The organism is Mycobacterium sherrisii, from assembly GCF_002102355.1.
GTDB lineage: Bacteria > Actinomycetota > Actinomycetes > Mycobacteriales > Mycobacteriaceae > Mycobacterium > Mycobacterium sherrisii.
The window spans coordinates 202072-225526 of the sequence record NZ_LQPT01000081.1 but is presented as its reverse complement, the minus strand read 5'-3'; the positions used below and the strand labels follow the sequence as shown (position 1 = coordinate 225526).

The window sequence follows — 23455 nt, the reverse complement described above, 5'->3', positions numbered from 1 at the left end:
GCTCGCGCACCGATGCTCGGCTGGGGAAGCGCCCACGCGGCCACGGGTGCGATTTGTCCGGTGCGTGGCCGCCGCTGGTTGCCCATTGACACCGCCGCGACGGGCTGGTTCTATAAACGCCAATGACCGTAAACATGGTCAGTTCTACCAAGTTTATCCGGATAAAAGGATGCCATGACTAGTGGGGTAGCGGCGGGTCCTTCGGCCGGCCAATACGAGTTGAGCCATCTGCGCTCGCTGGAGGCCGAGGCCATCCACATCATTCGGGAGGTCGCCGCGGAGTTCGAGCGGCCGGTGCTGCTGTTTTCCGGTGGCAAGGACTCCATCGTGATGCTCTATCTGGCGCTCAAGGCGTTCCGTCCCGGACGGCTGCCATTTCCGGTCATGCACGTCGACACCGGTCACAACTTCGACGAGGTGATCGCGACCCGCGACGAACTCGTCGAGGAATTCGGGGTGCGCCTGGTGGTGGCATCGGTGCAGGAAGACATCGATGCGGGCCGGGTCGTCGAAACCATCCCGTCGCGCAACCCGATCCAGACGGTGACGCTGCTGCGCGCCATTCGGGAGAACAAGTTCGACGCCGCGTTCGGTGGCGCGCGCCGCGACGAGGAGAAGGCACGCGCCAAGGAGCGAGTGTTCAGCTTCCGCGACGAGTTCGGGCAGTGGGACCCCAAGGCCCAGCGGCCCGAGCTATGGAACCTCTACAACGGCCGCCACCACAAGGGTGAGCACATCCGCGTCTTCCCGCTGTCGAACTGGACCGAATTCGACATCTGGTCCTACATCGGCGCCGAGAAGATCAAGTTGCCGTCGATCTACTACGCCCACCGGCGCAAGGTGTTCGAGCGCGACGGGATGCTGCTGGCCGTGCATCGGCACATGCAGCCGCGGGCGGACGAGCGGGTGCTGGAAAAGACGGTGCGGTTCCGCACGGTCGGCGACGTCACCTGCACCGGGTGTGTCGAATCCAAGGCCGCCACGGTCTCGGAGGTGATCGCCGAAACCGCGGTGTCCCGGCTGACCGAACGCGGCGCCACCCGGGCCGACGACCGCATCTCCGAAGCTGGCATGGAAGACCGGAAACGGCAGGGTTACTTCTGATGGCTGCACCGACGACACTGCTACGCATCGCGACCGCCGGCTCGGTCGACGACGGCAAGTCCACACTGATCGGCCGGCTGCTCTACGACTCCAAGGCCGTGATGGAAGACCAGTGGGCCGCGGTGGAGAAGACGTCCAAAGAACGCGGCCACGACTACACCGACCTGGCACTGGTCACCGACGGCCTGCGCGCCGAGCGTGAGCAGGGCATCACCATCGACGTGGCCTACCGCTACTTCGCCACGCCCAGGCGGAAGTTCATCATCGCCGACACCCCGGGGCACATTCAGTACACCCGGAACATGGTGACGGGGGCCTCGACCGCGCAACTGGTGATCGTGCTCGTCGACGCCCGGCAGGGCCTGCTCGAGCAGTCCCGTCGGCACGCGTTCTTGGCCTCGTTGCTGGGCATCCAGCACATCGTGCTGGCCGTCAACAAGATGGATTTGATCGACTGGGATCGGGCGAAATTCGAGGCGATCAAGGACGAATTCCACGCCTTCGCAGCACGTTTGGACGTGCAGGACGTGGCGACCATCCCGCTTTCCGCACTGCACGGCGACAACGTGGTGACCAAATCGGGGCGGGCACCCTGGTACGAAGGCCCGGCTTTGCTGTCGCATCTCGAAGAGGTGTACATCGCCGGTGACCGCAACCTCGTCGATGTGCGCTTCCCGGTGCAGTACGTCATCCGGCCGCAGACTCACCAACATCACGACCACCGCAGCTACGCCGGAACGGTGGCCAGCGGCGTGATGCGTCCGGGCGACGAGGTGGTGGTGCTGCCGGTCGGCAAGACCAGCAGGATCACCGCGATCGAGGGCCCGAATGGCCCTGTGGATGAGGCATTTCCACCGATGGCCGTCTCGATCAGCCTGGCCGACGACATCGACATCTCCCGCGGCGACATGATCGCCCGCACCAACAACCAGCCCCGGGTCACCCAAGAATTCGACGCGACGGTGTGTTGGATGGCCGACGCGGCGTCGTTGGAGCCGGGGCGCGACTACGTCATCAAACACACCACCCGAACCACCCGCGCCCGGGTCACCGCGCTGGATTACCGGCTCGACGTCAACACCCTGCACCGGGACAAGACCGCTACGGCGTTGAAGCTCAACGAACTTGGCCGCATCTCGCTGCGCACCCAGGTGCCGTTGCTGCTCGACGAGTACACCCGTAATGCCAGCACCGGCTCGTTCATCCTGATCGACCCGCACACCAACGGCACCGTCGCGGCCGGCATGGTGTTGCGCGATGTGACGGCACAGAAGGCGAGCCCGAACACCGTGCGGCACCAGTCGCTGGTCACCGCCAAAGACCGGGCGTCTCGCGGACGGACGGTGTGGCTGACCGGACTGTCGGGAGCTGGCAAGTCGTCGGTGGCCATGCTGGTCGAACAGAAGTTGCTCGAAAAGGGGGTTCCCGCTTACGTTCTCGACGGCGACAACCTGCGGCACGGCTTGAACGCGGACCTCGGCTTTTCCATGGCCGACCGGGCCGAGAACCTGCGCCGGCTGGCCCATGTCGCGACCTTGCTGGCGGATTCCGGTCAGACCGTGCTGGTGCCCGCCATCAGCCCGCTGGCCGACCACCGCGAGATGGCTCGTAAAGTCCACGCCGACGCCGGATTTGAGTTTTTCGAAGTCTTCTGCGATACCCCCCTGGCCGAGTGCGAGGCGCGTGATCCCAAGGGTTTGTACGCCAAAGCTCGCGCCGGTGAAATCACGCATTTCACCGGTGTCGACAGCCCCTACCAGCGTCCGAAAAACCCCGATCTGCGACTCGTCCCGGACCGCCCGCTCGAGGAACTGGCGCAAAGCGTCATCGATCTGCTTGGGTTGCGGGACTAGCCGCGCGCACCCGAGCATCAGCCCCGATCCGGGCCGGGTGGCACAATCCTCAGGGTGCGGATGTCAGCGAAAGCCGAGTATGCGGTGCGGGCGATGATCCAGCTCGCCACCGCGGACAAGGGCACGCTGGTCAAGACCGACGACCTGGCTCAGGCGCAGGGCATACCCGCACAGTTCCTCGTCGACATTCTGACCAACCTGCGCACCGACCGCCTGGTGCGCAGCCACCGCGGCCGCGACGGCGGCTACGAGCTGGCCCGCCCGGGCAGCGAAATCAGCATTGCCGACGTGCTGCGCTGCATCGACGGACCGCTGGCCAGCGTTCGCGACATCGGACTCGGCGACCTGCCGTACTCGGGGCCCACGGCGCCCCTGGCCGACGTCTGGCGGGCACTGCGCGCCAGCATGCGCTCGGTACTGGAAGAGACGACCCTGGCCGACGTGGCGTCGGGATCCCTGCCCAAGCACGTGGCGAAACTCGCCGACGACTATCGGGGGCAGGAGAGCGTCCGGCACGGCGCGCCGCGGGTCGATTAACCCGCCGAGCCGTAGGGCCTAGTCAGGATTTCCAGGGCGTGCCCGGCGGGGTCCAGGAAATACACCCCGCGCCCACCGTCGTTGTGGTTGACCTCGCCCGGCCGACTTTGCCGCGGATCGGCCCAGTGCGCTAGGCCGCGTGAGCGGATCTTGCCGTAGATCGCGTCGAACTCGGGCTCGGAGACCAGAAACGCGTAGTGCTGGCGCCGGATGTCGTCACCCTCGGGCGCGTCCGCGAAGTCCAGGCTCACGCCGTTGTCGAGTTGCACAACCATGAAGTGGCCGAACGGCTTCGGGCCGGGCAAGCCGAAAAGCTCGGTGAGGAACTCCGCGGATTCGCGCTTGTCGCGGGCCGCCACGATGGTGTGATTGAAACTGATGCTCATAGTCCTTCCCAGTCAACCACCGCCGCGGTCGCGCGACAATGAGCCGGCGCTACTTGGGCGCGGTCAACTCCAGCGCGATGTTGTCCGGGTCGCGGAACTCCAGAATGTACGACGGTCCAATGTCTTTGACGGGTTCGTGTGGGACGCCGATGTCATCCAAATGCGCTGCAGCAGCGTCTAATTCGTCCCTGCTGGCCAACCGGAACGCGATGTGGTCAAGCCCGGCGCGATCCTCGTGGAAGCGGTCGGTGGCGACGGGGCGCAGTCCGAGCAGCGTGCCACCCAGGTCGTAGATGACACCGCCGTACAGGAAGCTCAACTGCTCGCGGGTCGCCTCGTCCGCGGTCTCGGGAACCTCCAGCAGCACCGGCCAATCGAACACGCTCTCGTAGAACCGGCGGGATCGTTCGATGTCGGTGACGGTGAGGCGGACATGTGCGATGGACGTACTCGTTAAGGCCACCGGACCATGCTCCCACTTCAACGAGCGCGTCTTGCGGGCGTGCCAGAATCGCGAGCGTGCAGATAGCAATGACGATGCCGGTGATGGAGCCGGACCTGGACGCCCAGCTTCTCGAGACGTGGGCACGCACCGTCGACGAGGGACCCTTTTCGGCGCTGGCGTGGGGGGAGCGCATCGCGTTCGGCAATCCCGACAGTCTCACGCTGCTCGGTGCGCTGGCCGGCTGGACCACCCGGGTGCGGTTGGTGACGACGGTGATCGTCCCGCAGCTGCACGATCCGGTGCTGTTGGCGAAGGGTCTGGCGACCGGCGACTTGTTGTGTGGCGGACGGTTGACCGTCGGCGTCGGCGTCGGTGGCCGGCAGGAGGACTACCTCGCGGTGGGCGCCGACCCGGCGACCCAGACCATGCGCGACATGGCCGAGCGGGTCGCCGTGATGAAGCGGGTGTGGGCCGGGGAAAAGATCACCGAGTCGGTGTTGCCGGTCGGCCCGCCGCCGGTGCAGCCCGGCGGTCCGCCACTGTTGGTCGGCAGCATCGGTCCCAAGACCATCCGCAGCGCCGCCGCGTGGGCCGACGGGCTGGCCGGCACCACCCTGGACCTCGATGTCGACAAGCAGAACGAGTTGTATGACGTGGCGCGCCAGGCATGGGCGGAAGCGGGCAAGCCCAAACCGCATCTGGCGACGTCGTTTTGGTTCGCGTTCGGTGCTCCCGAGGAGGCGCGCGCCCAGGTGCACCGCCACCTGCGCCGCTACATGAATTGGATTCCGGCCGAATTCGTCGACGCGATGGCCCCGATGACCGGCTGGGCCGGCAGCGAGGACGAGCTGCTGGCGGTGCTGCGGAAGTTCGAGCAGATCGGCACCGACGAAGTCCAGCTGATCCCGACCAACTCTGACCTCGATCAGGTGCGGCGCGCCGCCGACGTCGCCGCCCGCCTGTAGGGCTACGCCGGGCGGCGCGCTTCGCCGGCGACGTCCGGCCGCCGCGGCGGCTGGCCCTTGCGCAGCGTCGTCATCAGCTCGCGGTACGGGCCGACGAGGTAGACGGTGTCGCCCGCCCGCAGTCGGGCATCGCGGCGCGGGTGCAGCCGGACCGGGGAGTCGTCGCGCGTGATCGCAATGACGCGGGTCTGCGTGGACAGTTCGAACATCCGCAGGCCGTCGAGCTCGCTACCCGAGGCGACACGCATGCCGCCGACCATGAAGTAGCGCTGCCCGACCGAGAACGTTCCCAGAACCTGCAGGCCCATCGCGGCGCCGATGAACCAGGGCGCGGCCAGCTCGACGGTCGAGCGCACGGCGTGAAATCCGAACCGTTGGGCTATGGCGCTGCCCAGTGCGTGGTCGTAGATGCGCAGCACGATCGGCATGGCGGACCGAATGACCTTCGGCATCACCCGCGGGCCCAGCATCTCGCGCAATACGATCCCGGTCTCGATGTTGGTCATGTCGTCGTGGGTCAGGACCGCCACCGCGCGGGCGGTGTCTACCCGGGCCGCGGCGAGGGTCTGACGCAGCGTCGCATCCCCGAAAATCACCGGCACCCCGAGTTCGGCCGCGGTCTGAAGGTAGCGGTTGTTCTCGTCGAACTCGATCACCACGACGTCGTATCCGGCGGCGGTCAGGTCGGCGGTGACCCGGCTGCCGAACGAGCCCAGCCCGACGACCACGATGTGATCGCGTAGGTGCCGGGCCCGACGGCGACCCGCCGTATAGGCGAAGCGGCGCGAGATCAGCAGATCGGCGATGAACGCGACGAGCACGGCGGTGGTGATCAAACCGCCGAACATCAACGTGATGCTGAACAGACGCAGCCAGGTCGGCTGGGACAGGAAGCTGAAGTCGCCGTAACCGACCGTCGCGATCGTCTCGGTGCTGAAGTACAGGGCATCCACCCAGGTCATCCTCGACTGGGGCTGATAGCAAAAGCGCAACAACACCGTGGAGCCGATCAAGACGGCCAGCACCGCGACCACCCCCGCAGGAACATCGGGTTGACGTCGCTGCGCAGGGCGCGGGCGGCGTCGACGGCGCGCCGCAGCCGGCGCTGGCGGGTGCGCCTCGGGTTGGCCCGTGGCGCCCGGATGCCGCGCGCCGCAAGCTCTTCGGCGGTGCCGATCATTGCCGTCCAGTCACCGGCATGCACCTTCAGGTCTCGGCCCGGGCACGTCTGGACCAACCCCGGCACCGGCGAGTTGTTGCCGTGAATCACCGCGACCGGCGCCAGATCGGCGTAGATCTCGCGCAGCGTTGCATCGTAGGGCGCCTCGGAGACCGAGACCAGGAACTCGATGCCCGCCGCTTCGAACGGGTGCGCGGTGTGGGCCAGGCACGCCTCGACCACCGACGGAGCGGCGAGCTCGGCGACGTCGAGAACGGCCCCGGGTCCGTTGTCCACGGCTACCGCCTCGCGCAGCACATCGTTGCTCAGCCGGGCCGCTACTCGCACAGTCGGATTGGCTTTCCTTGCCAGCAAGGCGATTTCGAGATTCATCGCGTCGTCGTTATCCGCGCAGATCACCGCCGCCGCGTGCGTGATTCCGGCCTCGACGAGATCGTCCTTGGTGTCGGCGACGGTGTCATCGGTCAGCTTGACGACGGTTGCGCCCGAGTTGGCCAGCTCTTCGCCGATCGTCGTGGCCAGCGCGTCGTCACCGCTGACGATGATGTGAGGTCGCATGCTCAGCACATCCCGTGTGGTGGGAGCCGAGGTCGGGGCCGGTCAGCCATGCCATGACTATCAACCACGACGCCGATTTGTGCTACCGAACGCCCGCGTGGCGCTACAGAACGCGGACGTCGGATGGCGACCAAAAGGCGCGCATCGAGGCAACCTTGGCGTCGTCGTCGAACGTCATCACCGAGATGGGGGAGATGCGGGTGCGGCTGTCGCCGGCGTCGAGGGTGAGATGCCACAGGAACGCCGCCTCGTCGCGGCCGACCCGGATTTCGGCCAGTTCGGTGTCCTTCTTGGCATCCTGGATGGCGGCGTAGAACGCGCGGATCGCGTCGTGCCCCCGCAACACGTCCGCCCCGATCGGATCCTCGATGGTGGCGTCGGCGGTGTAGAGGCTCACGATCTGATCGGTGGCGCCCTCGGCGAGATGTCGGAGATAGCTGTTGACGGTCTGCGTGATGGCTGCTGCGGACGGCATGGCTTCGGACGCTACCTCGTGGATCTGGCCGTCCCCGGGGGTTGGCGATACTGAGCAACGTGGCTTTCATCGAACGGGTCGCGTCGCGCGAGCTCTATCGGAATCCGTGGTTGATCTTCCGGGAGGACGACATCCGCCGAGCGGACGGCAGTCCCGGCATCTACGCCGTGGTCGACAAACCGGTCTACGCGCTGGTGGTGCCGTACGACGGCAGCCGGTTCCGGCTGGTCGAACAGTTCCGCTATCCCGTCGGTGCGCGTCGGTGGGAGTTCCCACAGGGCACCGCGCCCGACTTGGCCGAGTCCGCGCCTGCCGAGCTTGCCGCGCGCGAGTTGCGCGAGGAAACCGGGCTTACCGCAACGTCGTTCGAGGCGCTCGGTTTCCTCGATGTTGCTCCCGGAATGACCAGCCAGCGGGGCTGGGTTTTCGTGGCGACCGGGATCACCGAGGGCCCTCCGGAGCGCGAGCCCGAGGAGCAGGACATGCGCAGCGCGTGGTTCTCCCGCGCGGATGTCGAGGAGATGATCCGCACCGGCGTGATCGCCGACTCGCAGTCCGTCGCGGCCTACGGCCTGTTCTTGCTGCACGGGCTATGAAGCGCGGAGGACGCAACCCGATCGGATTCTAAGGGCAGTAGTTCGATTCGGCGGCGCTCACCACGCCGGTGGCGTCGCTCAGGCTGATGCCCGGGTTCTTACTCTGCACGACCTGGGCCAGCTGGTCGGGGGTTTCGCCGGCACTGCGGTCGGCGCAAATCAGGTGCCCGAGCTGGATCAGGCCGTCCTTGTCGCCGGTTAGACCGATCTTCTGGATCTGGGCGAGGTAGGCGTCGTCGTCGGCGATGGCGATGCCGGTGCCGAATGTCAAGGCCGCGGCCACCATGGCCGGGGCACTGAGCAAAGACAGTTTGCGAGCAGATATCACGGTCGGCTCCTTGTCTGAGGGGGGTGGGCAGACGACGGCATCAGTATGCGGTCGGGTAACGCGACACGCGAGGCGAATTGGCAAATCGAGCAAATTCGCCTCGTGGTGAGCTGGCGTCCACCCGCGCAGGATCTTCCCGGGCTGATCGGGTATCCAGCTCGGGGCGCGCCGGGCTTGTGTGCCGATCGGCAAACTCGGCGAGCGGGCACCGCCGCGCGGCGACGGCACGCATTGCTATGTGGTGCCGCGCGCGGATGGTTAGGTCGGATCGTGGCGTCCCTGGCGAAGTTGGTCCGCGATACGGTCGCTGTCCGGATAACAGTTGCCGTGCTGCTCGGAGTCGTCGTCGCGATCGTCGTGGGTAATGCCGCCGGGTGGCGCTTCGCCCTGGCGGGATGGATTGCCGCCGCCGGGGTGTATGTGGTGTGGACGCAGGTCATCTTCTTCGGCATGAACGCCGACCAGACCCGCATCTGGGCGACACGAGAGGACCCGACCCGATGGGTTGCCGACGCCGTCATCCTCTCGGCGAGCATCGCGAGCCTGGGCGGGGTGGGCTACGTGGTGGCCGCCACGTCGCGCGCCGGCGCGGAGTCCGGTCAGGCCGCCGTCGTCGGCATCTTGACCGTGGCCGCGTCCTGGTTCGCCGTCCACACCTTGTTCACCGGGCATTACGCGCGGCTGTACTACTCCGACGACCCGGGCGGGATTGATTTTCATGACCCGGAGCCGCCGCGATTCCGCGACTTCGCCTACGTCGCCTTCACGGTCGGCATGACGTACCAGGTATCCGACACCGAGATCAACCTGACGTCCATCCGCGGCACGGTGTTGCGGCACGCGCTGATTTCGTACCTACTGGGCGCTGTCGTGCTCGCGGTCACCATCAATCTGATCGCCGGGCTGAGCTCCAAGCTGTGAGCGGCCCTAGCTGAGTTTGGTGAGGGTAAAGGTGTCGTGCGCCTCGTTGAGGCCACATGGCGCCGAGCTGTCCAAGAAAATCGCAACCCCGTTGAGCGTCAACGGATCCCAGGACTGTTGAACTGTCACCGGGTGCTGGCTGAGATCGTTGCTGCAGATCGCGGCCTCCGGGATGGTGCGCGTCACGATGTAGCGACCGTCGAGTAGCGGAGCGTTGAATCCCTGGCCCGGCCCGGTCCACACGTGGGCGACGCACACCTGCCTGCAGGTCGTGTCGATGGTCCAGGTCCCGGTATCACCGTCCTCGTCCGCGTAGCGGTAAGTGCCGTTCATCTTCAGTTCCTCGACCGCTGTCAACGGTTCGGCCGCGGCCGACGGGGCGGGCAGAGTGGCGATTGCAGCAAACGCGGAGAACCCGGCAAGGACAGCGCTGATCCTCATGATTGAGCCTTCTTCCCATGGTTTTCCGGCCTCGCGAGGAATACGTATGGAAACTATCAGCTAACTGCGGTCAGGAGCTCGGTCCCACTCGAACGCACACGAAACTGAAAGACTGATCGATCGGTCGGGCCCACGACATCTATGAGATCGACATGCGCCCGGTCGCCCGGCTAACGCGGACGGGCCAACGGGATTCGGCGGGTGCGAGTCGATCACCGTCGCGGGCCGTGGTTGCGGTCAGGCCTGATTCAACCAGCCGATGAAATCCGCGGCCTGCGCCTTCCACAGCGCCGGGTGGGCGATCGACGAGTGGCCGGTCGAACCGGCCGAGATCGGACGGACCGTCAGGCGTCCGTTCTGGACCTTCGGCACGTCACGTTCGGCGATCTGCAGGCTGTCGCGGTAGTACTCGTCATCGGCGAAGTTGAGCGCGAAGACCTTCGCTTTGATTTTGCCCAGGTCCGGTTCGGCGTTGTAATCGCGCGACGCTTCGAGGGTGTAGAGGTAGTCGTTCGCGTCCTGGGTCGCCGACTGCTGTTTGGTGGTCTTCACCAGCGCATCGGCCTTGTCGATGGTGGGGGCCTCGTCCTGGAGGTCGGGCACCCCGTCCACCAGCGTCCGCGCCAATAACATGCCCGGGATCAACGACGGCGGTTGTTGCTGATAATTTCCACCCGCCCAGGCCGGATCGGATTTGATGCTATCCACGATAATTCGTCGCCAGAACAGGTTGCGTCCACTGATGGGCGCCGGAAAGCATGCGACCGGCATGGCCGCATCCATCATGTCCGGATAATTTTCCGCCCATTGCCAGGTATTCATGCAGCCCATCGACATTCCCGACACTGCCCGCAGATGAGTAATGCCGAGAGTTTCGGTGACCAATTTGTGTTGCAAGTCCACCATATCGGAATACGTGTAATGCGGGAACTTCGCCGCGAGCTTTTCGCTGGGTCTGCTGGAATTTCCGTGGCCGATCGCGTCGGGAATGATCACGAAGAAGCGCGTGATGTCGTACGGGGCGCCCGGCGCAAAGAGGGAATCCTTGTATTCCTGAGTCACCAGGGCCTGGCTGCTGGCCGCCGTCCAGTGCAGCAGCAGCACGGCGTTGTCCACCGCGCCGCGCGCGTCCCTATGTGGCTGACCCAGCGTCAGATAGTGAATGCGCAGTTCAGGCAGCATCTCACCATCCCGGAACGTGTAGTTGGCGAACGTCGCATCGCCCGGGCGCGGATTGATGACGGCGGGTTGAGCGGCTTGCGTGGACGGCGCGGGCGGCTGCGAGTGCGCGGCGCCGGCCTGCCGGGAACTCGAACAGCTCAGCGCGGAAAGGCAGAGGGTGACGGCGAATAAAGCGGGTAATTTACGTCGAATCTTGCATTTCGCGGAAGGTGGGTCAGCACGGAACGCGCCGGATTCGATTCCCATGAAACGGATGCTCCCTCTTTCGGCCGAAATGCAATCACCGCGCGACTGCACGGAGAATAGGCGTACGGATGTTGCCCGCCTCATGCCCGGGCGGAACCCGCTGAGTTCCACGCCCGGCCGCATTTCGGCAGTGCGATGGCTCACACCATACGACTACCAGCTTGCGCGCGACAATAAATATCGCGTATTAGACGCCGTGGGGTCGCCGGATTAATATCGCCCGACCTTTGAAACCGGGGCCGGACAATTTGTTGGTCAATAGCAAAGCCGACGGTGGATTGGTGTGGGGACGTCGCGCCTGCTGCCACGCAACGAGTGGCAACGAACCAGCAAAACCATAAGCGGGCCTGACCCGCGGTAACCTGGTGCCCCCGGCAGGATTCGAACCTGCGGCCTTCTGCTCCGGAGGCAGACGCTCTATCCCCTGAGCTACGGGGGCGCACGCATCGACGCTGCGCCGTGGGGCGTGAAACTGTCCGGGACAGACTAACGCATCCCGGGGGCCGCTTCGTCACCGCAATGGATTCGGGGCGTGGCCACGCCAACCAATAGGATGGACGCTCGTGACACCCGCTGACCTGGCTGAGCTGCTCAAGACCACCGCATCCGCGGTGCTGGCCGAGCGTGGCCTCGACGTGTCCGCCTTGCCGGCCACGGCCACGGTGGAACGCCCGCGTAATCCCGACCACGGCGATTACGCCAGCAACCTGGCGATGCAGCTCGGTAAGAAGGTCGGCACGAATCCGCGCGAGCTGGCCGGATGGCTGGCCGAGGCGCTAGCGGCCGCCGACGGCATCGCCTCGGCGGAGGTGGCCGGCCCGGGCTTCATCAACCTGCGCCTCGAGGCCTCGGCGCAAGCCAAGGTGGTCAACGACGTCATCGATGCCGGTGACCGTTTCGGCCACGGCACGGCGCTGGCCGGCCACAAGATCAACCTGGAATTCGTCTCGGCCAACCCGACCGGACCGATCCACATCGGCGGTACCCGCTGGGCCGCCGTCGGCGACGCGCTGGGCCGGCTGCTCACGACGCAGGGCGCCGACGTGGTCCGCGAATACTATTTCAACGATCACGGCGCGCAGATCGACCGATTCGCCAACTCGCTGATCGCCGCGGCTAAAGGCGAGCCCACTCCCGAGGACGGCTACGCCGGCACCTACATCAACGACATCGCGGCACAGGTGCTGCAGAAGTCGCCCGACGCGCTGGACCTGCCCGCGGCCGAGATGCACGAGACATTCCGCGAAATCGGCGTCGACCTGATGTTCAGCCACATCAAGGAATCGCTGCACGAATTCGGCACCGACTTCGACGTCTACACCCACGAAGAGTCGATGCACACCAGCGGTCGGGTCGACCAGGCCATCGCCAGGCTGCGCGAAAGCGGCAACATCTACGAGAAAGACGGCGCAAGTTGGTTGCGCACCAGTGCATTTGGTGATGACAAGGACCGCGTCGTGATCAAGAGCGACGGCAAACCCGCCTACATCGCCGGCGATCTCGCCTACTACCTGGACAAGCGGGAACGCGGCTTCGATCTGTGCATCTACATGCTCGGCGCCGACCATCACGGCTACATCGCCCGGCTCAAGGCCGCCGCTGCCGCCTTCGGTGACGACCCGGCGACGGTCGAGGTGCTGATCGGGCAGCTGGTCAACCTGGTGCGCGACGGTCAGCCGGTGCGGATGAGCAAGCGCGCGGGCACCGTGATCACCCTCGACGATCTCGTGGACGCTCTCGGTGTCGACGCGGCGCGCTATAGCCTGATCCGCTCGTCGGTGGACACCGCAATCGACATCGACCTGGCGCTGTGGTCGTCGGCGTCGAACGAAAACCCGGTCTACTACGTGCAATACGCACACGCCAGGCTCTCGGCGCTGGCCCGCAACGCCGCAGAACTCGGCCTGATCGCCGACACCGGCCACCTGGAATTGCTCAACCACGACAAGGAGGGTGCGCTGCTGCGCACCATCGGTGAATTCCCGCGGGTGCTGCAGACCGCCGCGGCGCTGCGCGAACCGCACCGGATCTGCCGGTACCTGGAAGACCTCGCCGGTGACTACCACCGGTTCTACGACTCGTGCCGGGTGTTGCCCCAGGGTGATGAACAGCCCACCGACCTGCACACCGCTCGCTTGGCGCTGTGCCAGGCCACCCGTCAGGTCATCGCCAACGGACTTTCGATACTCGGCGTCAGCGCTCCGGAGAGAATGTGAACGTTCATCCCGCCGGCCCGCGGCACGCCGAAGACCTCCGCCCTGCGGAGAACCCTCCTCGACCGCAGTCGCCCGAGGAGCTATTGCTTCTCGCGCCGAATGTCTGGCCGCGCAACATGATTCGCAACGAATCCGGCGTCGCACAGATCGCCGGCATCCCGGTGACCGAGCTTGCCCAGGAGTACGGCACACCGTTGTTCGTCATCGACGAAGACGACTTCCGCTCGCGCTGCCGCGACATCGCATCTGCGTTCGGGGGCGGCTCCTACGTTCACTACGCGGCAAAAGCGTTCCTGTGCACCGAGATAGCCCGTTGGATCGCGGAGGAGGGCCTGTCGCTCGACGTATGCACCGGCGGCGAACTGGCGGTCGCGCTGCACGCCAACTTCCCGCCGGAACGAATCACCTTCCACGGCAACAACAAGTCGGTAGTCGAGTTGACCACCGCCGTCAAAGCCGGTGTGGGCCATGTGGTTGTGGACTCGATGACCGAAATCGAGCGTCTCGAGACCATCGCGTCCGAGGCCGGCGTCGTCCAGGACGTGTTGGTACGACTCACCGTTGGCGTCGAGGCGCACACGCACGAGTTCATCTCTACCGCCCATGAAGATCAGAAGTTCGGCCTGTCGGTGGCCGGCGGCGCGGCCATGGCGGCGGTGGAACGGGTCTTTGCCGCCGATCACCTGCGGCTGGTCGGGTTGCACAGCCACATCGGCTCGCAGATCTTCGACGTGGCCGGCTTCGAGCTGGCCGCGCGCCGCGTGCTCGGTCTGCTGCAAGAGGTGGTCGCGAAGTTCGGTGTGGAGAAGACCGCGCAGATCTCCACCGTCGATCTCGGTGGCGGTCTGGGCATCTCGTATCTGGCCTCCGACGACCCGCCCCCAATGACCGAACTGGCCGCCAAGCTGAGCGCGATCATCCGCAATGAGGCGGCGGCGGTGGGGCTGCCGACCCCACGGTTGGTGGTCGAGCCCGGCCGCGCCATCGCCGGGCCGGGAACCATCACGTTGTACGAGGTCGGCACCGTCAAGGACATCGAGGTCAGTTCGACCGCGATCCGGCGTTATGTCAGCGTCGACGGCGGCATGAGCGACAACATCCGCACCGCGCTCTACGACGCGCAGTACGACGCCCGGCTGGTCTCCCGGATCAGCGACGCGCCGGCAGTGCTGGCCCGCATCGTCGGAAAGCATTGCGAGAGCGGCGATATCGTCGTGCGCGATACCTGGGTGCCGGGCGATCTGCGGCCCGGTGACCTGCTCGGGGTGGCCGCGACGGGGGCCTACTGCTATTCGCTGTCGAGCCGCTACAACATGATCTGCCGGCCCGCCGTCGTGGCGGCGCGCGACGGGCGGGCACGGCTGATTCTGCGCCGGGAAACGGTCGACGATCTGCTGAGTCTGGAAGTGAGGTGAACTGTGTCCGGTAATGGAAAGCCAGTCGGCGTGGCGGTACTGGGCTTCGGCAACGTCGGCAGCGAAGTGGTCCGCATCATCAAGGGCAGCGCCGACGATCTCGCGGCCCGGGTCGGGGCGCCGCTGGCGTTGCGCGGCATCGGAGTCCGACGCGTCGCGGCCGATCGCGGCGTCCCGGTCGAACTGCTCACCGACAACGTCGACGAGCTCGTCTCCCGCGAAGACGTCGACATCGTCGTCGAACTGATGGGGCCGGTCGAGCCGGCCCGCAAGGCCATCCTCACGGCCCTCGAGCACGGCAAGTCGGTGGTGACGGCGAACAAGGCGTTGCTGGCGCAGTCCACCGGAGAATTGGCCCAGGCCGCCGAAAACGCGCATGTCGACCTGTATTTCGAGGCGGCGGTGGCCGGCGCGATTCCGGTGATCCGCCCGCTCACGCAGTCGCTGGCCGGCGATACGGTGGTGCGAGTGGCCGGCATTGTCAACGGCACCACCAACTACATCCTGTCCGCGATGGACAGCACCGGAGCCGACTACGACAGCGCGCTGGCCGACGCGAGTGCACTCGGTTACGCCGAGGCCGACCCCACCGCCGATGTCGAGGGGTATGACGCCGCGGCGAAGGCGGCGATCCTGGCCTCCATCGCGTTCCACACCCGGGTGCAGTCCGATGACGTCTACCGCGAGGGCATCACCAAGATCACCCCGGCGGACTTCGCGTCCGCGCATGCGCTGGGCTGCACCATCAAGTTGCTGTCGATCTGCGAACGCATCACCACCGACGAAGGCCAGCAACGCGTTTCGGCACGCGTCTACCCCGCGCTGGTGCCGCTGTCGCATCCGCTGGCCACCGTCAACGGGGCGTTCAACGCGGTGGTGGTGGAGGCCGAGGCCGCGGGCCGGCTGATGTTTTACGGCCAGGGGGCCGGCGGTGCACCGACCGCGTCGGCGGTGACGGGCGACCTGGTGATGGCGGCCCGCAACCGGGTGCTGGGCAGCCGGGGGCCGAAGGAATCCAAGTACGCCCAACTGCCCATCGCCCCAATGGGTTTCATCTCCACCCGCTACTACGTGAGCATGAACGTCGCCGACAAACCGGGCGTCTTGTCCTCGGTGGCGGCCGAATTCGCCAAGCGCGAGGTCAGCATCGCCGAGGTCCGCCAGGAGGGCGTCGCGGACGAAGGCGGTCGCCGGGTGGGTGCCCGCATCGTGGTGGTCACCCACCGTGCCACCGATGCTGCGCTCTCCGAAACCGTTGCCGCGCTGGCCGATTTGGACGTCGTACAGAGCGTGACGAGCGTGCTCCGACTAGAAGGAACCAGCCTATGAGCACGCCGCGCACCGCCACGCACACCCCGTGGCCGGGCCTGATCGCCGCCTACCGCGACCGATTGCCGGTCGGCGACGACTGGACGCCGATCACCTTGCTGGAGGGCGGTACGCCGCTGATTCACGCCACCCGGCTCTCGGAACAGACCGGCTGCACGGTCCATCTCAAGGTCGAGGGCCTCAACCCCACCGGCTCCTTCAAGGACCGGGGGATGACCCTGGCGGTCACCGACGCGGTGGCCCGCGGCCAGCAGGCCGTGCTGTGCGCGTCCACCGGCAACACCTCGGCCTCGGCGGCGGCCTACGCCGCGCGCGCCGGCATCACCTGCGCCGTGCTCATCCCGCAGGGCAAGATCGCCATGGGCAAGCTCGCGCAGGCCGTTATGCACGGAGCCAAAATCATTCAGATCGACGGAAATTTCGACGACTGCCTGGAATTGGCCCGCAAGATGGCCGCCGACTTCCCGACGATCTCGCTGGTCAACTCCGTCAACCCGGTGCGCATCGAGGGGCAGAAGACGGCGGCGTTCGAGATCGTGGACGCGCTCGGCACCGCGCCGGACGTGCACTCGCTGCCGGTCGGCAACGCGGGGAACATCACCGCCTACTGGAAGGGCTACACCGAGTACCACCACGAGGGCATCGCCGACAAGCTGCCGCGGATGCTGGGCACCCAGGCCGCCGGCGCGGCGCCGCTGGTGCACGGCAAGCCGGTCAGTCATCCGGAGACCATCGCGACGGCCATCCGCATCGGGTCGCCGGCCTCGTGGACCGCGGCCGTCGCCGCGCAGCAGCAGTCCAACGGACGGTTTTTGGCCGCAACCGATGACGAGATCCTGGCCGCCTACCATCTGGTCGCGCAATCCGAAGGCGTGTTCGTCGAGCCCGCGTCCGCGGCCAGCATCGCCGGCCTGCTCAAGTCCGTCGAGGACGGATGGGTGGCCCGCGGATCGACCGTGGTGTGCACGGTGACCGGCAACGGTCTCAAGGATCCCGACACGGCGCTGCGGGACATGCCCAGCGTGTCCCCGGTGCCGGTGGACCCCGTCCTGGTTGTCGAAAAATTGGGGCTCGCCTAGTGGCGGCTCGGCACGCATCGACTCCGAGAGTCGGCCGGTGACTCGACTGCTGCCCGCCGGGCTGGTCGCCAGCGCCGTGGTGTCGGCGTCCAGCGCCAACCTCGGTCCGGGTTTTGACAGTATCGGCCTGGCGTTGCGGCTGTGCGACGAGATCGTCTTGGAGACAACCGATTCCGGACTGGTCGTCCAGGTGGAGGGCGAGGGCGCCGACCAGGTACCGCTGGGTCCGGAGCATCTGGTGGTCCGCGCCGTCGAACGCGGCCTGGCCGCGGCCGGGGTGCGGGCGCCCGGCCTGGTGGTGCGTTGCCGCAACGCCATCCCACACTCGCGCGGGCTCGGCTCGTCCGCCGCGGCGGTGGTCAGCGGCCTGGCCGCGGTGAATGGCATTGTCGCACAGACGGATTCGCCGCCCTTGAGCGAAACGCAGCTGATCCAGCTGGCGTCGGAATTCGAAGGCCATCCCGACAATGCCGCCGCGGCGGTGCTGGGGGGCGCGGTGGTGTCGTGGACCGGCGGCACCGGTGCCCGGGCTCGGTATTCGGCGGTGCCGCTGGCGCTGCATCCCGACATCCGGCTGTTCTGCGCGATCCCCGAGGACCGCTCGTCCACCGCGGAGACCCGCGTGCTGCTTCCCGGCCAGGTCAGCCACGAGGATGCCAGGTTCAACCTCAGCCGGGCCGCATTGCTGGTCGTTGCCCTCACCACCCGCCCCGATCTGCTGATGGCGGCCACCGAGGACGTGCTGCACCAGCCGCAACGTGCCCCCGCGATGCCCGCGTCGGCGGAATATCTGCGGCTGCTGCGGCGTCTTAACGTGTCGGCAACGCTTTCGGGGGCGGGTCCATCGGTGATTGCATTGAGCACCGACCCGGAGTTGCCCCTTGAGGCGCTGGACTACGGTGCCGCCAACGGATTCAAGGTCATGCAGCTGACACCCGGCGAAGGAGTTCGCTGGGGCCCGGGTGCCACGATCACCGGATAGTCCACAGGCTCACCGGAGGGTTTGCTTGCTTCCATCACCGATGCGGGCTATCCTCGGCATCGTCCAGCAATCGCAGGATCTGCATCTGCATAAATACTGCCTTGCCGCTGGGACAATACCAATTCTTCTCGTGGACGAGGTCGCCTTTTTATCCGCCCCTCCAGGCGATCACCGTTGCAAGTCGATTGGGCGCACTCGGCAATTTGGCTGACTGCAACGAACCCCCCTATGACGCGATCAGCGGGGGAAGAAAGGAAATCCGTGACCGATACGGACCTGTTCACGGCTGACGAAAGCACCGACGGCAACCAGCTGTCGACCGCCGTGACCACAGACACTCCCGACGTCAAATCCAAGGCTTCGACGGGCTCCCTGTCGACCATGGTGCTGCCCGAGTTACGTGCGCTGGCGAGCCAAGCCGGCGTCAAGGGGACGTCGGGCATGCGCAAGAACGAACTCATCGCCGCGATCAAGGAGATTCGGGGCCAGGCGAACGGCGCTGCCGCCGCGGCCGCCCCGACCGCCGGCACCGACAGCGATGCCGGCAACACCGACCAAGCCAAGGCCGAAGCCCCGGCCGCCCAAGGGGAACAGCAGGATTCGGCGCCCGAAGCCGCGCCGCGCCGGGAACGCCGCGCCGCGACCCGCGGGGCGGGCTCGTCCGGCCGCGGTGGCGAGGAGTCGGACCGTGCCAACGCGCAGAACCGCAATGGCACCGCCGCCGAGGAGACCGACAACCGCGATCGCGGACCGAAGGAAAACAAGAGCGAGGACCGCGGATCCGATTCCGGCGACCAGGGCGGGGACCAACAGGGCTCCGGCGGCCAGCAGGGTCGCGGCTCGAACCAACAGGACGACGACGGCGAGGGCCGTCAGGGCCGGCGCGGACGCCGGTTCCGTGACCGCCGGCGGCGCGGCGAGCGCAGCGCCGAAGGCGGCGACACCGAGTTGCGCGAGGATGACGTCGTCCAGCCAGTGGCCGGCATCCTTGACGTCCTGGACAACTACGCCTTCGTGCGCACGTCGGGATACCTGGCCGGCCCGCACGACGTCTACGTCTCGATGAACATGGTCCGCAAGAACGGACTGCGCCGGGGCGACGCGGTGACCGGCGCGGTGCGGGTGCCCCGCGAGGGTGAGCAGCCCAACCAGCGGCAGAAGTTCAACCCGCTGGTCCGGCTGGACAGCGTCAACGGCGGCCCGGTCGAAGACGCCAAGAAGCGGCCCGAGTTCAGCAAGCTCACACCGCTCTACCCCAACCAGCGGCTGCGCCTGGAAACCACCCCCGACCGGCTCACTACTCGCGTCATCGACCTGATCATGCCGATCGGCAAGGGGCAGCGCGCGCTGATCGTGTCACCGCCCAAGGCCGGTAAGACCACGATCCTGCAGGACATCGCCAACGCGATCACCAAGAACAACCCGGAATGCCACCTCATGGTCGTGCTCGTCGACGAGCGCCCCGAAGAGGTCACCGACATGCAGCGCTCGGTCAAGGGTGAGGTCATCGCCTCGACCTTCGACCGCCCGCCGTCCGACCACACCTCCGTCGCCGAGCTGGCGATCGAGCGGGCCAAGCGCCTGGTCGAGCAGGGCAAGGACGTCGTGGTGCTGCTCGACTCGATCACCCGGCTGGGGCGCGCGTACAACAACGCGTCGCCGGCGTCGGGCCGGATCCTGTCCGGCGGTGTCGACTCCACCGCGCTCTACCCGCCCAAGCGGTTCCTGGGCGCGGCTCGCAACATCGAGGAAGGCGGCTCGCTGACCATCATCGCCACCGCGATGGTCGAGACCGGCTCCACCGGTGACACGGTGATCTTCGAAGAGTTCAAGGGCACCGGTAACGCCGAGCTCAAGCTGGACCGCAAGATTTCCGAGCGTCGGGTCTTCCCCGCGGTCGACGTCAACCCGTCCGGCACCCGCAAGGACGAACTGCTGCTCTCGCCCGACGAGTTCGGCATCGTGCACAAGCTGCGCCGCGTGCTGTCCGGTTTGGATTCGCATCAGGCCATCGACCTGCTGATGTCGCAGCTGCGCAAGACGAAGACCAACTACGAGTTCCTGGTGCAGGTGTCCAAGACGACGCCGGGAGCCATGGACAACGACTGACGTACGCCCGACGCACCGCGACACTTAAACCGCTGACACGACACGCCGATTGACGTCGCCATGGTTTAAGTTTCGGCGTCACCCACGCGTCGGGAATCCCGGGGGATGCCCCATTGTTTTGGGGGGAAGCGGCTGACCTGGCATAATCGACGCTCGACAAGATCGAAGAGGACATCATGAAAACTGACATTCATCCCGCCTACGCGGAGACCACGGTGGTCTGCGGCTGCGGTCACACGTTCCAGACCCGCAGCACCAAGGAGGGCGGCCGGATCGTCGTCGAGGTCTGCTCGCAGTGCCACCCGTTCTACACCGGCAAGCAGAAGATTCTGGACAGCGGCGGCCGGGTCGCGCGCTTCGAGAAGCGCTACGGAAAGCGCAAGGCCGGAGCTGACAAGGCTGAATCAGCCGATAAATAGCTGCCTGACCGACGCCCGAACTGTGCAACCAGTGCGCAGGCCGGGCGTCGGTTCGCGTTTGCGGCCGATCAGTCCAGACGACCGGGGGAGACCGGGGGAGGAGGTGTGTGATGACGCAGCCGGTACAGACGATTGACGTGCTGCTCGCCGAGCACGCCGAGCTGGAGCAACGATTGTCGGACCCCGAGCTGCACAGCAACCCTGACGAGGCACGCAAGGCGGGTCGACGATTCGCCCGCCTGGCCCCGATTGTCGCCACGCATCGCAAGCTTGAGGCCGCTCGCGGCGACCTGGCGGCCGCACGCGAACTGGCCGCCGACGACGACTCGTTCGCCGACGAGGTCGTCGAACTCGAGACGCGCGTTGCCGAACTGGACACGCAGCTCACCGACATGCTGGCCCCGCGCGACCCGCACGATGCCGACGACGTCGTGCTGGAGGTGAAATCCGGTGAGGGCGGCGAGGAATCGGCACTATTTGCCGCGGATCTGGCCCGGATGTACATCCGCTACGCCGAGCGGCATGGCTGGACGGTGACGGTGCTGGACGAGACCACTTCCGACCTGGGCGGCTACAAGGATGCGACGTTGACCATCGCTAGCAAGGGCGACTCGGTCGACGGGGTGTGGTCGCGGTTGAAGTTCGAGGGCGGCGTACACCGGGTGCAACGCGTACCGGTGACGGAATCCCAAGGGCGGGTACACACTTCGGCCGCGGGTGTGCTGGTCTATCCCGAACCCGAAGAGGTTGGCGAAGTGCAGATCGACGAGTCGGATCTGCGCATCGACGTCTATCGCTCGTCCGGCAAGGGCGGGCAGGGCGTCAACACCACCGACTCGGCGGTGCGAATCACCCACCTGCCCACCGGAATCGTCGTCACCTGCCAGAACGAAAGATCGCAGCTGCAGAACAAGATTCGGGCCATGCAGGTGCTCGCCGCCCGGCTGCAGGCACTGGCCGAAGAACAGGCGCAGGCCGACGCGTCGGCGGACCGAGCCAGCCAGATCCGCACGGTGGACCGCAGCGAACGGATCCGCACCTACAACTTCCCGGAGAACCGCATCACCGATCACCGGATCGGTTTCAAGTCACACAATCTCGACCAGGTCCTCGATGGTGACCTCGATGCGCTCTTCGACGCGCTGAGCGCCGCCGACAAACAAGCCCGGTTGCAACAGGCATGACCGCCCTGAGACGCGCGATCGACTCGGCCGCGGCCCTGCTCGCCGAGGCCGGAATCGACTCGGCGCGTTTCGATGCCGAGGAGTTGGCCGCCTACGTCGCGGGTGCCGAACGCGGGCGGTTGACGCTGATCGAATCGATCGACGACGACTTCCTGGTGCGCTATCACGACGTGGTCACCGCGCGGTCGCGGCGGGTGCCGTTGCAGCATCTCACCGGGACGGCCGCGTTCGGCCCGGTCGTGCTGCAGGTGGGACCCGGGGTGTTCATTCCCCGCCCGGAGACCGAGGCCATCTTGGAATGGGCCGTCGCGCAACGCCTGCCTGAGTCACCGGTGATCGTCGATTTGTGCACGGGCTCCGGCGCGTTGGCGGTCACGCTGGCCCGGAACTGGCCGGCGGGCCGCGTCATCGCCGTCGACGACTCCGATGCGGCCCTGGACTACGCGCGCCGCAACGTCGCGGGAACCGCTGTGGAGCTGGTGCGCGCCGACGTCACCAACCAGGGACTGCTCCCCGAGCTGGACGCACGGGTTGACCTGATCGTGGCCAATCCGCCCTACGTGCCCGACGACGTCGTGCTGGAACCCGAGGTGGCCTGGCACGATCCGCCACACGCGGTATTCGGCGGCGCCGACGGCATGGCCGTGATCCCGGCCCTGGCCGGTCTGGCCGGGCGCTGGCTGGGCCCCGGCGGCCTGTTCGCCGTCGAGCACGATGACGCCACGTCGTCGCAAACCGTCGACGCCGTCGCGACCACCGGGCTTTTCGACGACATCCAGGCGCGCCAAGACCTCACCGGGCGGCCTAGGTTTGTCACTGCTCGCCGACGGGGTGCCCGTGGCTGAGGTGTTCGATTGTGCTGTGCCCGAACGGCGTTCGGCCGGGATCGCCGCGGCGGTCGGGGCGCTCAAAAGCGGGCGGCTGGTGGTGATGCCCACCGACACCGTGTACGGCATCGGCGCCGACGCCTTTGACAACTCCGCGGTGAGCGCCCTGCTCGCCGCGAAGGGGCGGGGCCGCGACATGCCCGTCGGCGTACTGGTCGGGTCCTGGCACACCATCGAAGGCCTGGTCTACACCGTGCCGGACGGGGCGCGGGAGCTGATCCGCGCATTCTGGCCCGGCGCACTGAGTCTTGTTGTGGCACAAGCACCGTCGTTGCAATGGGATCTCGGCGATGCCCGCGGCACCGTGATGCTGCGGATGCCGCTGCACCCAGTGGCCATCGAGCTGTTGCGCGAGGTCGGCCCGATGGCGGTGTCCAGCGCCAACGTCTCCGGGCGCCCGGCGGCGGTGGACGCCGCCGACGCGCGCGCCCAACTCGGCGAGCGCGTCGAGGTCTATCTCGACGCCGGGCCCTCCCAACAGCAGGCGGCCTCCACGATCGTCGACCTCACCGGGGAGACGCCGCGGCTGCTGCGCGCGGGCCCGGTGAGTGCGGAGCGGATCGCGGAAGTGCTCGGCATCGATCCGGGGCGACTGATCGCCTAGCCGCGCCGCAGCAA

The 23455-nt window shown here is 66.8% G+C and carries 21 protein-coding genes, 1 tRNA gene and 2 pseudogenes; 16 read left to right on the top strand and 8 right to left on the bottom strand.

Annotation, left to right across the window (positions count from 1 at the left end; all coding sequences use genetic code 11):
* Positions 1-122: 122 nt before the first annotated feature.
* The 3 genes and pseudogenes from cysD to AWC25_RS15745 all read left to right on the top strand — a co-directional run bounded on the left by cysD (position 123) and on the right by AWC25_RS15745 (position 3494).
* Positions 123-1104 (top strand): annotated as a pseudogene (gene cysD, locus AWC25_RS15755) (sulfate adenylyltransferase subunit CysD).
* Positions 1104-2957, top strand: coding sequence for an adenylyl-sulfate kinase (gene cysC, locus AWC25_RS15750; RefSeq protein ID WP_085167058.1), 1854 nt, complete (start codon positions 1104-1106; stop codon positions 2955-2957). The pseudogene cysD and the gene cysC overlap by 1 nt, the downstream one beginning before the upstream one ends.
* Positions 2958-3011: 54 nt before the next feature.
* Complete coding sequence (locus tag AWC25_RS15745) at positions 3012-3494, top strand: Rrf2 family transcriptional regulator (protein WP_085167057.1); 483 nt, start codon at positions 3012-3014, stop codon at positions 3492-3494.
* Here AWC25_RS15745 and AWC25_RS15740 read toward each other — a convergent pair.
* Positions 3491-3880: a VOC family protein gene (locus AWC25_RS15740; RefSeq protein ID WP_069399278.1), complete on the bottom strand. Its 390-nt coding sequence runs from the start codon at positions 3878-3880 to the stop codon at positions 3491-3493. The genes AWC25_RS15745 and AWC25_RS15740 overlap by 4 nt on opposite strands.
* 49 nt (positions 3881-3929) lie before the next feature.
* Complete coding sequence (locus tag AWC25_RS15735) at positions 3930-4343, bottom strand: VOC family protein (RefSeq protein ID WP_069399279.1); 414 nt, start codon at positions 4341-4343, stop codon at positions 3930-3932.
* A gap of 68 nt (positions 4344-4411) precedes the next feature.
* Between AWC25_RS15735 and AWC25_RS15730 the strand changes: the two genes are divergently transcribed.
* On the top strand, positions 4412-5290 hold the full coding sequence (locus AWC25_RS15730; RefSeq protein ID WP_085167056.1) for an LLM class flavin-dependent oxidoreductase: 879 nt from the start codon (positions 4412-4414) through the stop codon (positions 5288-5290).
* 2 nt (positions 5291-5292) lie between these two features.
* On the opposite strand, the pseudogene AWC25_RS15725 reads toward AWC25_RS15730, so the two are convergent.
* Both AWC25_RS15725 and AWC25_RS15720 read right to left on the bottom strand, forming a co-directional pair.
* Positions 5293-7028 (bottom strand): annotated as a pseudogene (locus AWC25_RS15725) (NAD-binding protein).
* A gap of 103 nt (positions 7029-7131) precedes the next feature.
* Positions 7132-7503 (bottom strand): nuclear transport factor 2 family protein, encoded by a 372-nt coding sequence (locus AWC25_RS15720; RefSeq protein WP_085167055.1) that lies wholly within the window; start codon positions 7501-7503, stop codon positions 7132-7134.
* Positions 7504-7562: 59 nt separating this feature from the next.
* Between AWC25_RS15720 and AWC25_RS15715 the strand changes: the two genes are divergently transcribed.
* Positions 7563-8099 (top strand): NUDIX domain-containing protein, encoded by a 537-nt coding sequence (locus tag AWC25_RS15715; RefSeq protein WP_085167079.1) that lies wholly within the window; start codon positions 7563-7565, stop codon positions 8097-8099.
* A 28-nt stretch (positions 8100-8127) separates the two neighbouring features.
* Here AWC25_RS15715 and AWC25_RS15710 read toward each other — a convergent pair whose 3' ends face one another.
* The gene (locus AWC25_RS15710; RefSeq protein WP_232326913.1) at positions 8128-8427 is read right to left on the bottom strand and encodes a DUF732 domain-containing protein; all 300 of its coding nucleotides are present in this window, start codon (positions 8425-8427) and stop codon (positions 8128-8130) included.
* Between the two features lie 270 nt (positions 8428-8697).
* Here AWC25_RS15710 and AWC25_RS15705 point away from each other — a divergent pair, with 270 nt between their 5' ends.
* A complete protein-coding gene (locus tag AWC25_RS15705; protein WP_372513489.1) occupies positions 8698-9348 on the top strand; it encodes a DUF1345 domain-containing protein in 651 nt (216 codons plus the stop codon).
* A gap of 6 nt (positions 9349-9354) precedes the next feature.
* Here AWC25_RS15705 and AWC25_RS15700 read toward each other — a convergent pair whose 3' ends face one another.
* From AWC25_RS15700 to AWC25_RS15690, 3 genes are all read right to left on the bottom strand, one after another.
* Positions 9355-9789 carry a hypothetical protein gene (locus tag AWC25_RS15700; protein WP_085167054.1) on the bottom strand — a complete coding sequence of 145 codons (435 nt, stop codon included), beginning with the start codon at positions 9787-9789 and terminating at the stop codon, positions 9355-9357.
* Positions 9790-10026: 237 nt separating this feature from the next.
* Positions 10027-11217: an alpha/beta fold hydrolase gene (locus AWC25_RS15695; RefSeq protein ID WP_085167053.1), complete on the bottom strand. Its 1191-nt coding sequence runs from the start codon at positions 11215-11217 to the stop codon at positions 10027-10029.
* Between the two features lie 363 nt (positions 11218-11580).
* Positions 11581-11656, bottom strand: a tRNA-Arg gene (locus AWC25_RS15690).
* A gap of 124 nt (positions 11657-11780) precedes the next feature.
* Here AWC25_RS15690 and argS point away from each other — a divergent pair.
* The 10 genes from argS to AWC25_RS15635 all read left to right on the top strand — a co-directional run bounded on the left by argS (position 11781) and on the right by AWC25_RS15635 (position 23441).
* Positions 11781-13433, top strand: a complete 1653-nt coding sequence (gene argS, locus AWC25_RS15685) for an arginine--tRNA ligase (protein ID WP_069399284.1) — start codon at positions 11781-11783, stop codon at positions 13431-13433.
* Positions 13430-14848: a diaminopimelate decarboxylase gene (gene lysA / locus AWC25_RS15680; RefSeq protein ID WP_069399285.1), complete on the top strand. Its 1419-nt coding sequence runs from the start codon at positions 13430-13432 to the stop codon at positions 14846-14848. Before argS ends, lysA begins: the two co-directional genes overlap by 4 nt.
* Before the next feature lie 3 nt (positions 14849-14851).
* On the top strand, positions 14852-16177 hold the full coding sequence (locus AWC25_RS15675) for a homoserine dehydrogenase (protein ID WP_085167052.1): 1326 nt from the start codon (positions 14852-14854) through the stop codon (positions 16175-16177).
* Positions 16174-17256 carry a threonine synthase gene (gene thrC / locus AWC25_RS15670; RefSeq protein WP_069399287.1) on the top strand — a complete coding sequence of 361 codons (1083 nt, stop codon included), beginning with the start codon at positions 16174-16176 and terminating at the stop codon, positions 17254-17256. Before AWC25_RS15675 ends, thrC begins: the two co-directional genes overlap by 4 nt.
* 37 nt (positions 17257-17293) lie before the next feature.
* The gene (gene thrB / locus AWC25_RS15665) at positions 17294-18238 is read left to right on the top strand and encodes a homoserine kinase (protein ID WP_142278865.1); all 945 of its coding nucleotides are present in this window, start codon (positions 17294-17296) and stop codon (positions 18236-18238) included.
* A gap of 261 nt (positions 18239-18499) precedes the next feature.
* On the top strand, positions 18500-20347 hold the full coding sequence (gene rho, locus AWC25_RS15655) for a transcription termination factor Rho (protein ID WP_069399288.1): 1848 nt from the start codon (positions 18500-18502) through the stop codon (positions 20345-20347).
* Positions 20348-20523: 176 nt separating this feature from the next.
* Positions 20524-20766 (top strand): 50S ribosomal protein L31, encoded by a 243-nt coding sequence (gene rpmE, locus AWC25_RS15650; RefSeq protein WP_069399289.1) that lies wholly within the window; start codon positions 20524-20526, stop codon positions 20764-20766.
* A gap of 110 nt (positions 20767-20876) precedes the next feature.
* Positions 20877-21950, top strand: a complete 1074-nt coding sequence (prfA, locus tag AWC25_RS15645) for a peptide chain release factor 1 (protein ID WP_069399290.1) — start codon at positions 20877-20879, stop codon at positions 21948-21950.
* Positions 21947-22795 (top strand): peptide chain release factor N(5)-glutamine methyltransferase, encoded by an 849-nt coding sequence (gene prmC, locus AWC25_RS15640; protein WP_069399291.1) that lies wholly within the window; start codon positions 21947-21949, stop codon positions 22793-22795. The genes prfA and prmC overlap by 4 nt, the downstream gene beginning before the upstream one ends.
* On the top strand, positions 22788-23441 hold the full coding sequence (locus AWC25_RS15635; RefSeq protein WP_069399328.1) for an L-threonylcarbamoyladenylate synthase: 654 nt from the start codon (positions 22788-22790) through the stop codon (positions 23439-23441). Before prmC ends, AWC25_RS15635 begins: the two co-directional genes overlap by 8 nt.
* The last annotated feature ends 14 nt before the right edge of the window (positions 23442-23455 follow it).

Excerpts from the sequence above, each read along its gene's own strand:
- cysC (WP_085167058.1), top strand. The coding sequence starts at position 1,104 with ATGGCTGCACCGACGACACTGCTACGCATCGCGACCGCCGGCTCGGTC.
- AWC25_RS15740 (WP_069399278.1), bottom strand. The coding sequence starts at position 3,880 with ATGAGCATCAGTTTCAATCACACCATCGTGGCGGCCCGCGACAAGCGC.
- AWC25_RS15730 (WP_085167056.1), top strand. The coding sequence starts at position 4,412 with ATGACGATGCCGGTGATGGAGCCGGACCTGGACGCCCAGCTTCTCGAG.
- AWC25_RS15720 (WP_085167055.1), bottom strand. The coding sequence starts at position 7,503 with ATGCCGTCCGCAGCAGCCATCACGCAGACCGTCAACAGCTATCTCCGA.
- AWC25_RS15700 (WP_085167054.1), bottom strand. The coding sequence starts at position 9,789 with ATGAGGATCAGCGCTGTCCTTGCCGGGTTCTCCGCGTTTGCTGCAATC.
- AWC25_RS15695 (WP_085167053.1), bottom strand. The coding sequence starts at position 11,217 with ATGGGAATCGAATCCGGCGCGTTCCGTGCTGACCCACCTTCCGCGAAA.
- thrC (WP_069399287.1), top strand. The coding sequence starts at position 16,174 with ATGAGCACGCCGCGCACCGCCACGCACACCCCGTGGCCGGGCCTGATC.
- rpmE (WP_069399289.1), top strand. The coding sequence starts at position 20,524 with ATGAAAACTGACATTCATCCCGCCTACGCGGAGACCACGGTGGTCTGC.
- prfA (WP_069399290.1), top strand. The coding sequence starts at position 20,877 with ATGACGCAGCCGGTACAGACGATTGACGTGCTGCTCGCCGAGCACGCC.
- prmC (WP_069399291.1), top strand. The coding sequence starts at position 21,947 with ATGACCGCCCTGAGACGCGCGATCGACTCGGCCGCGGCCCTGCTCGCC.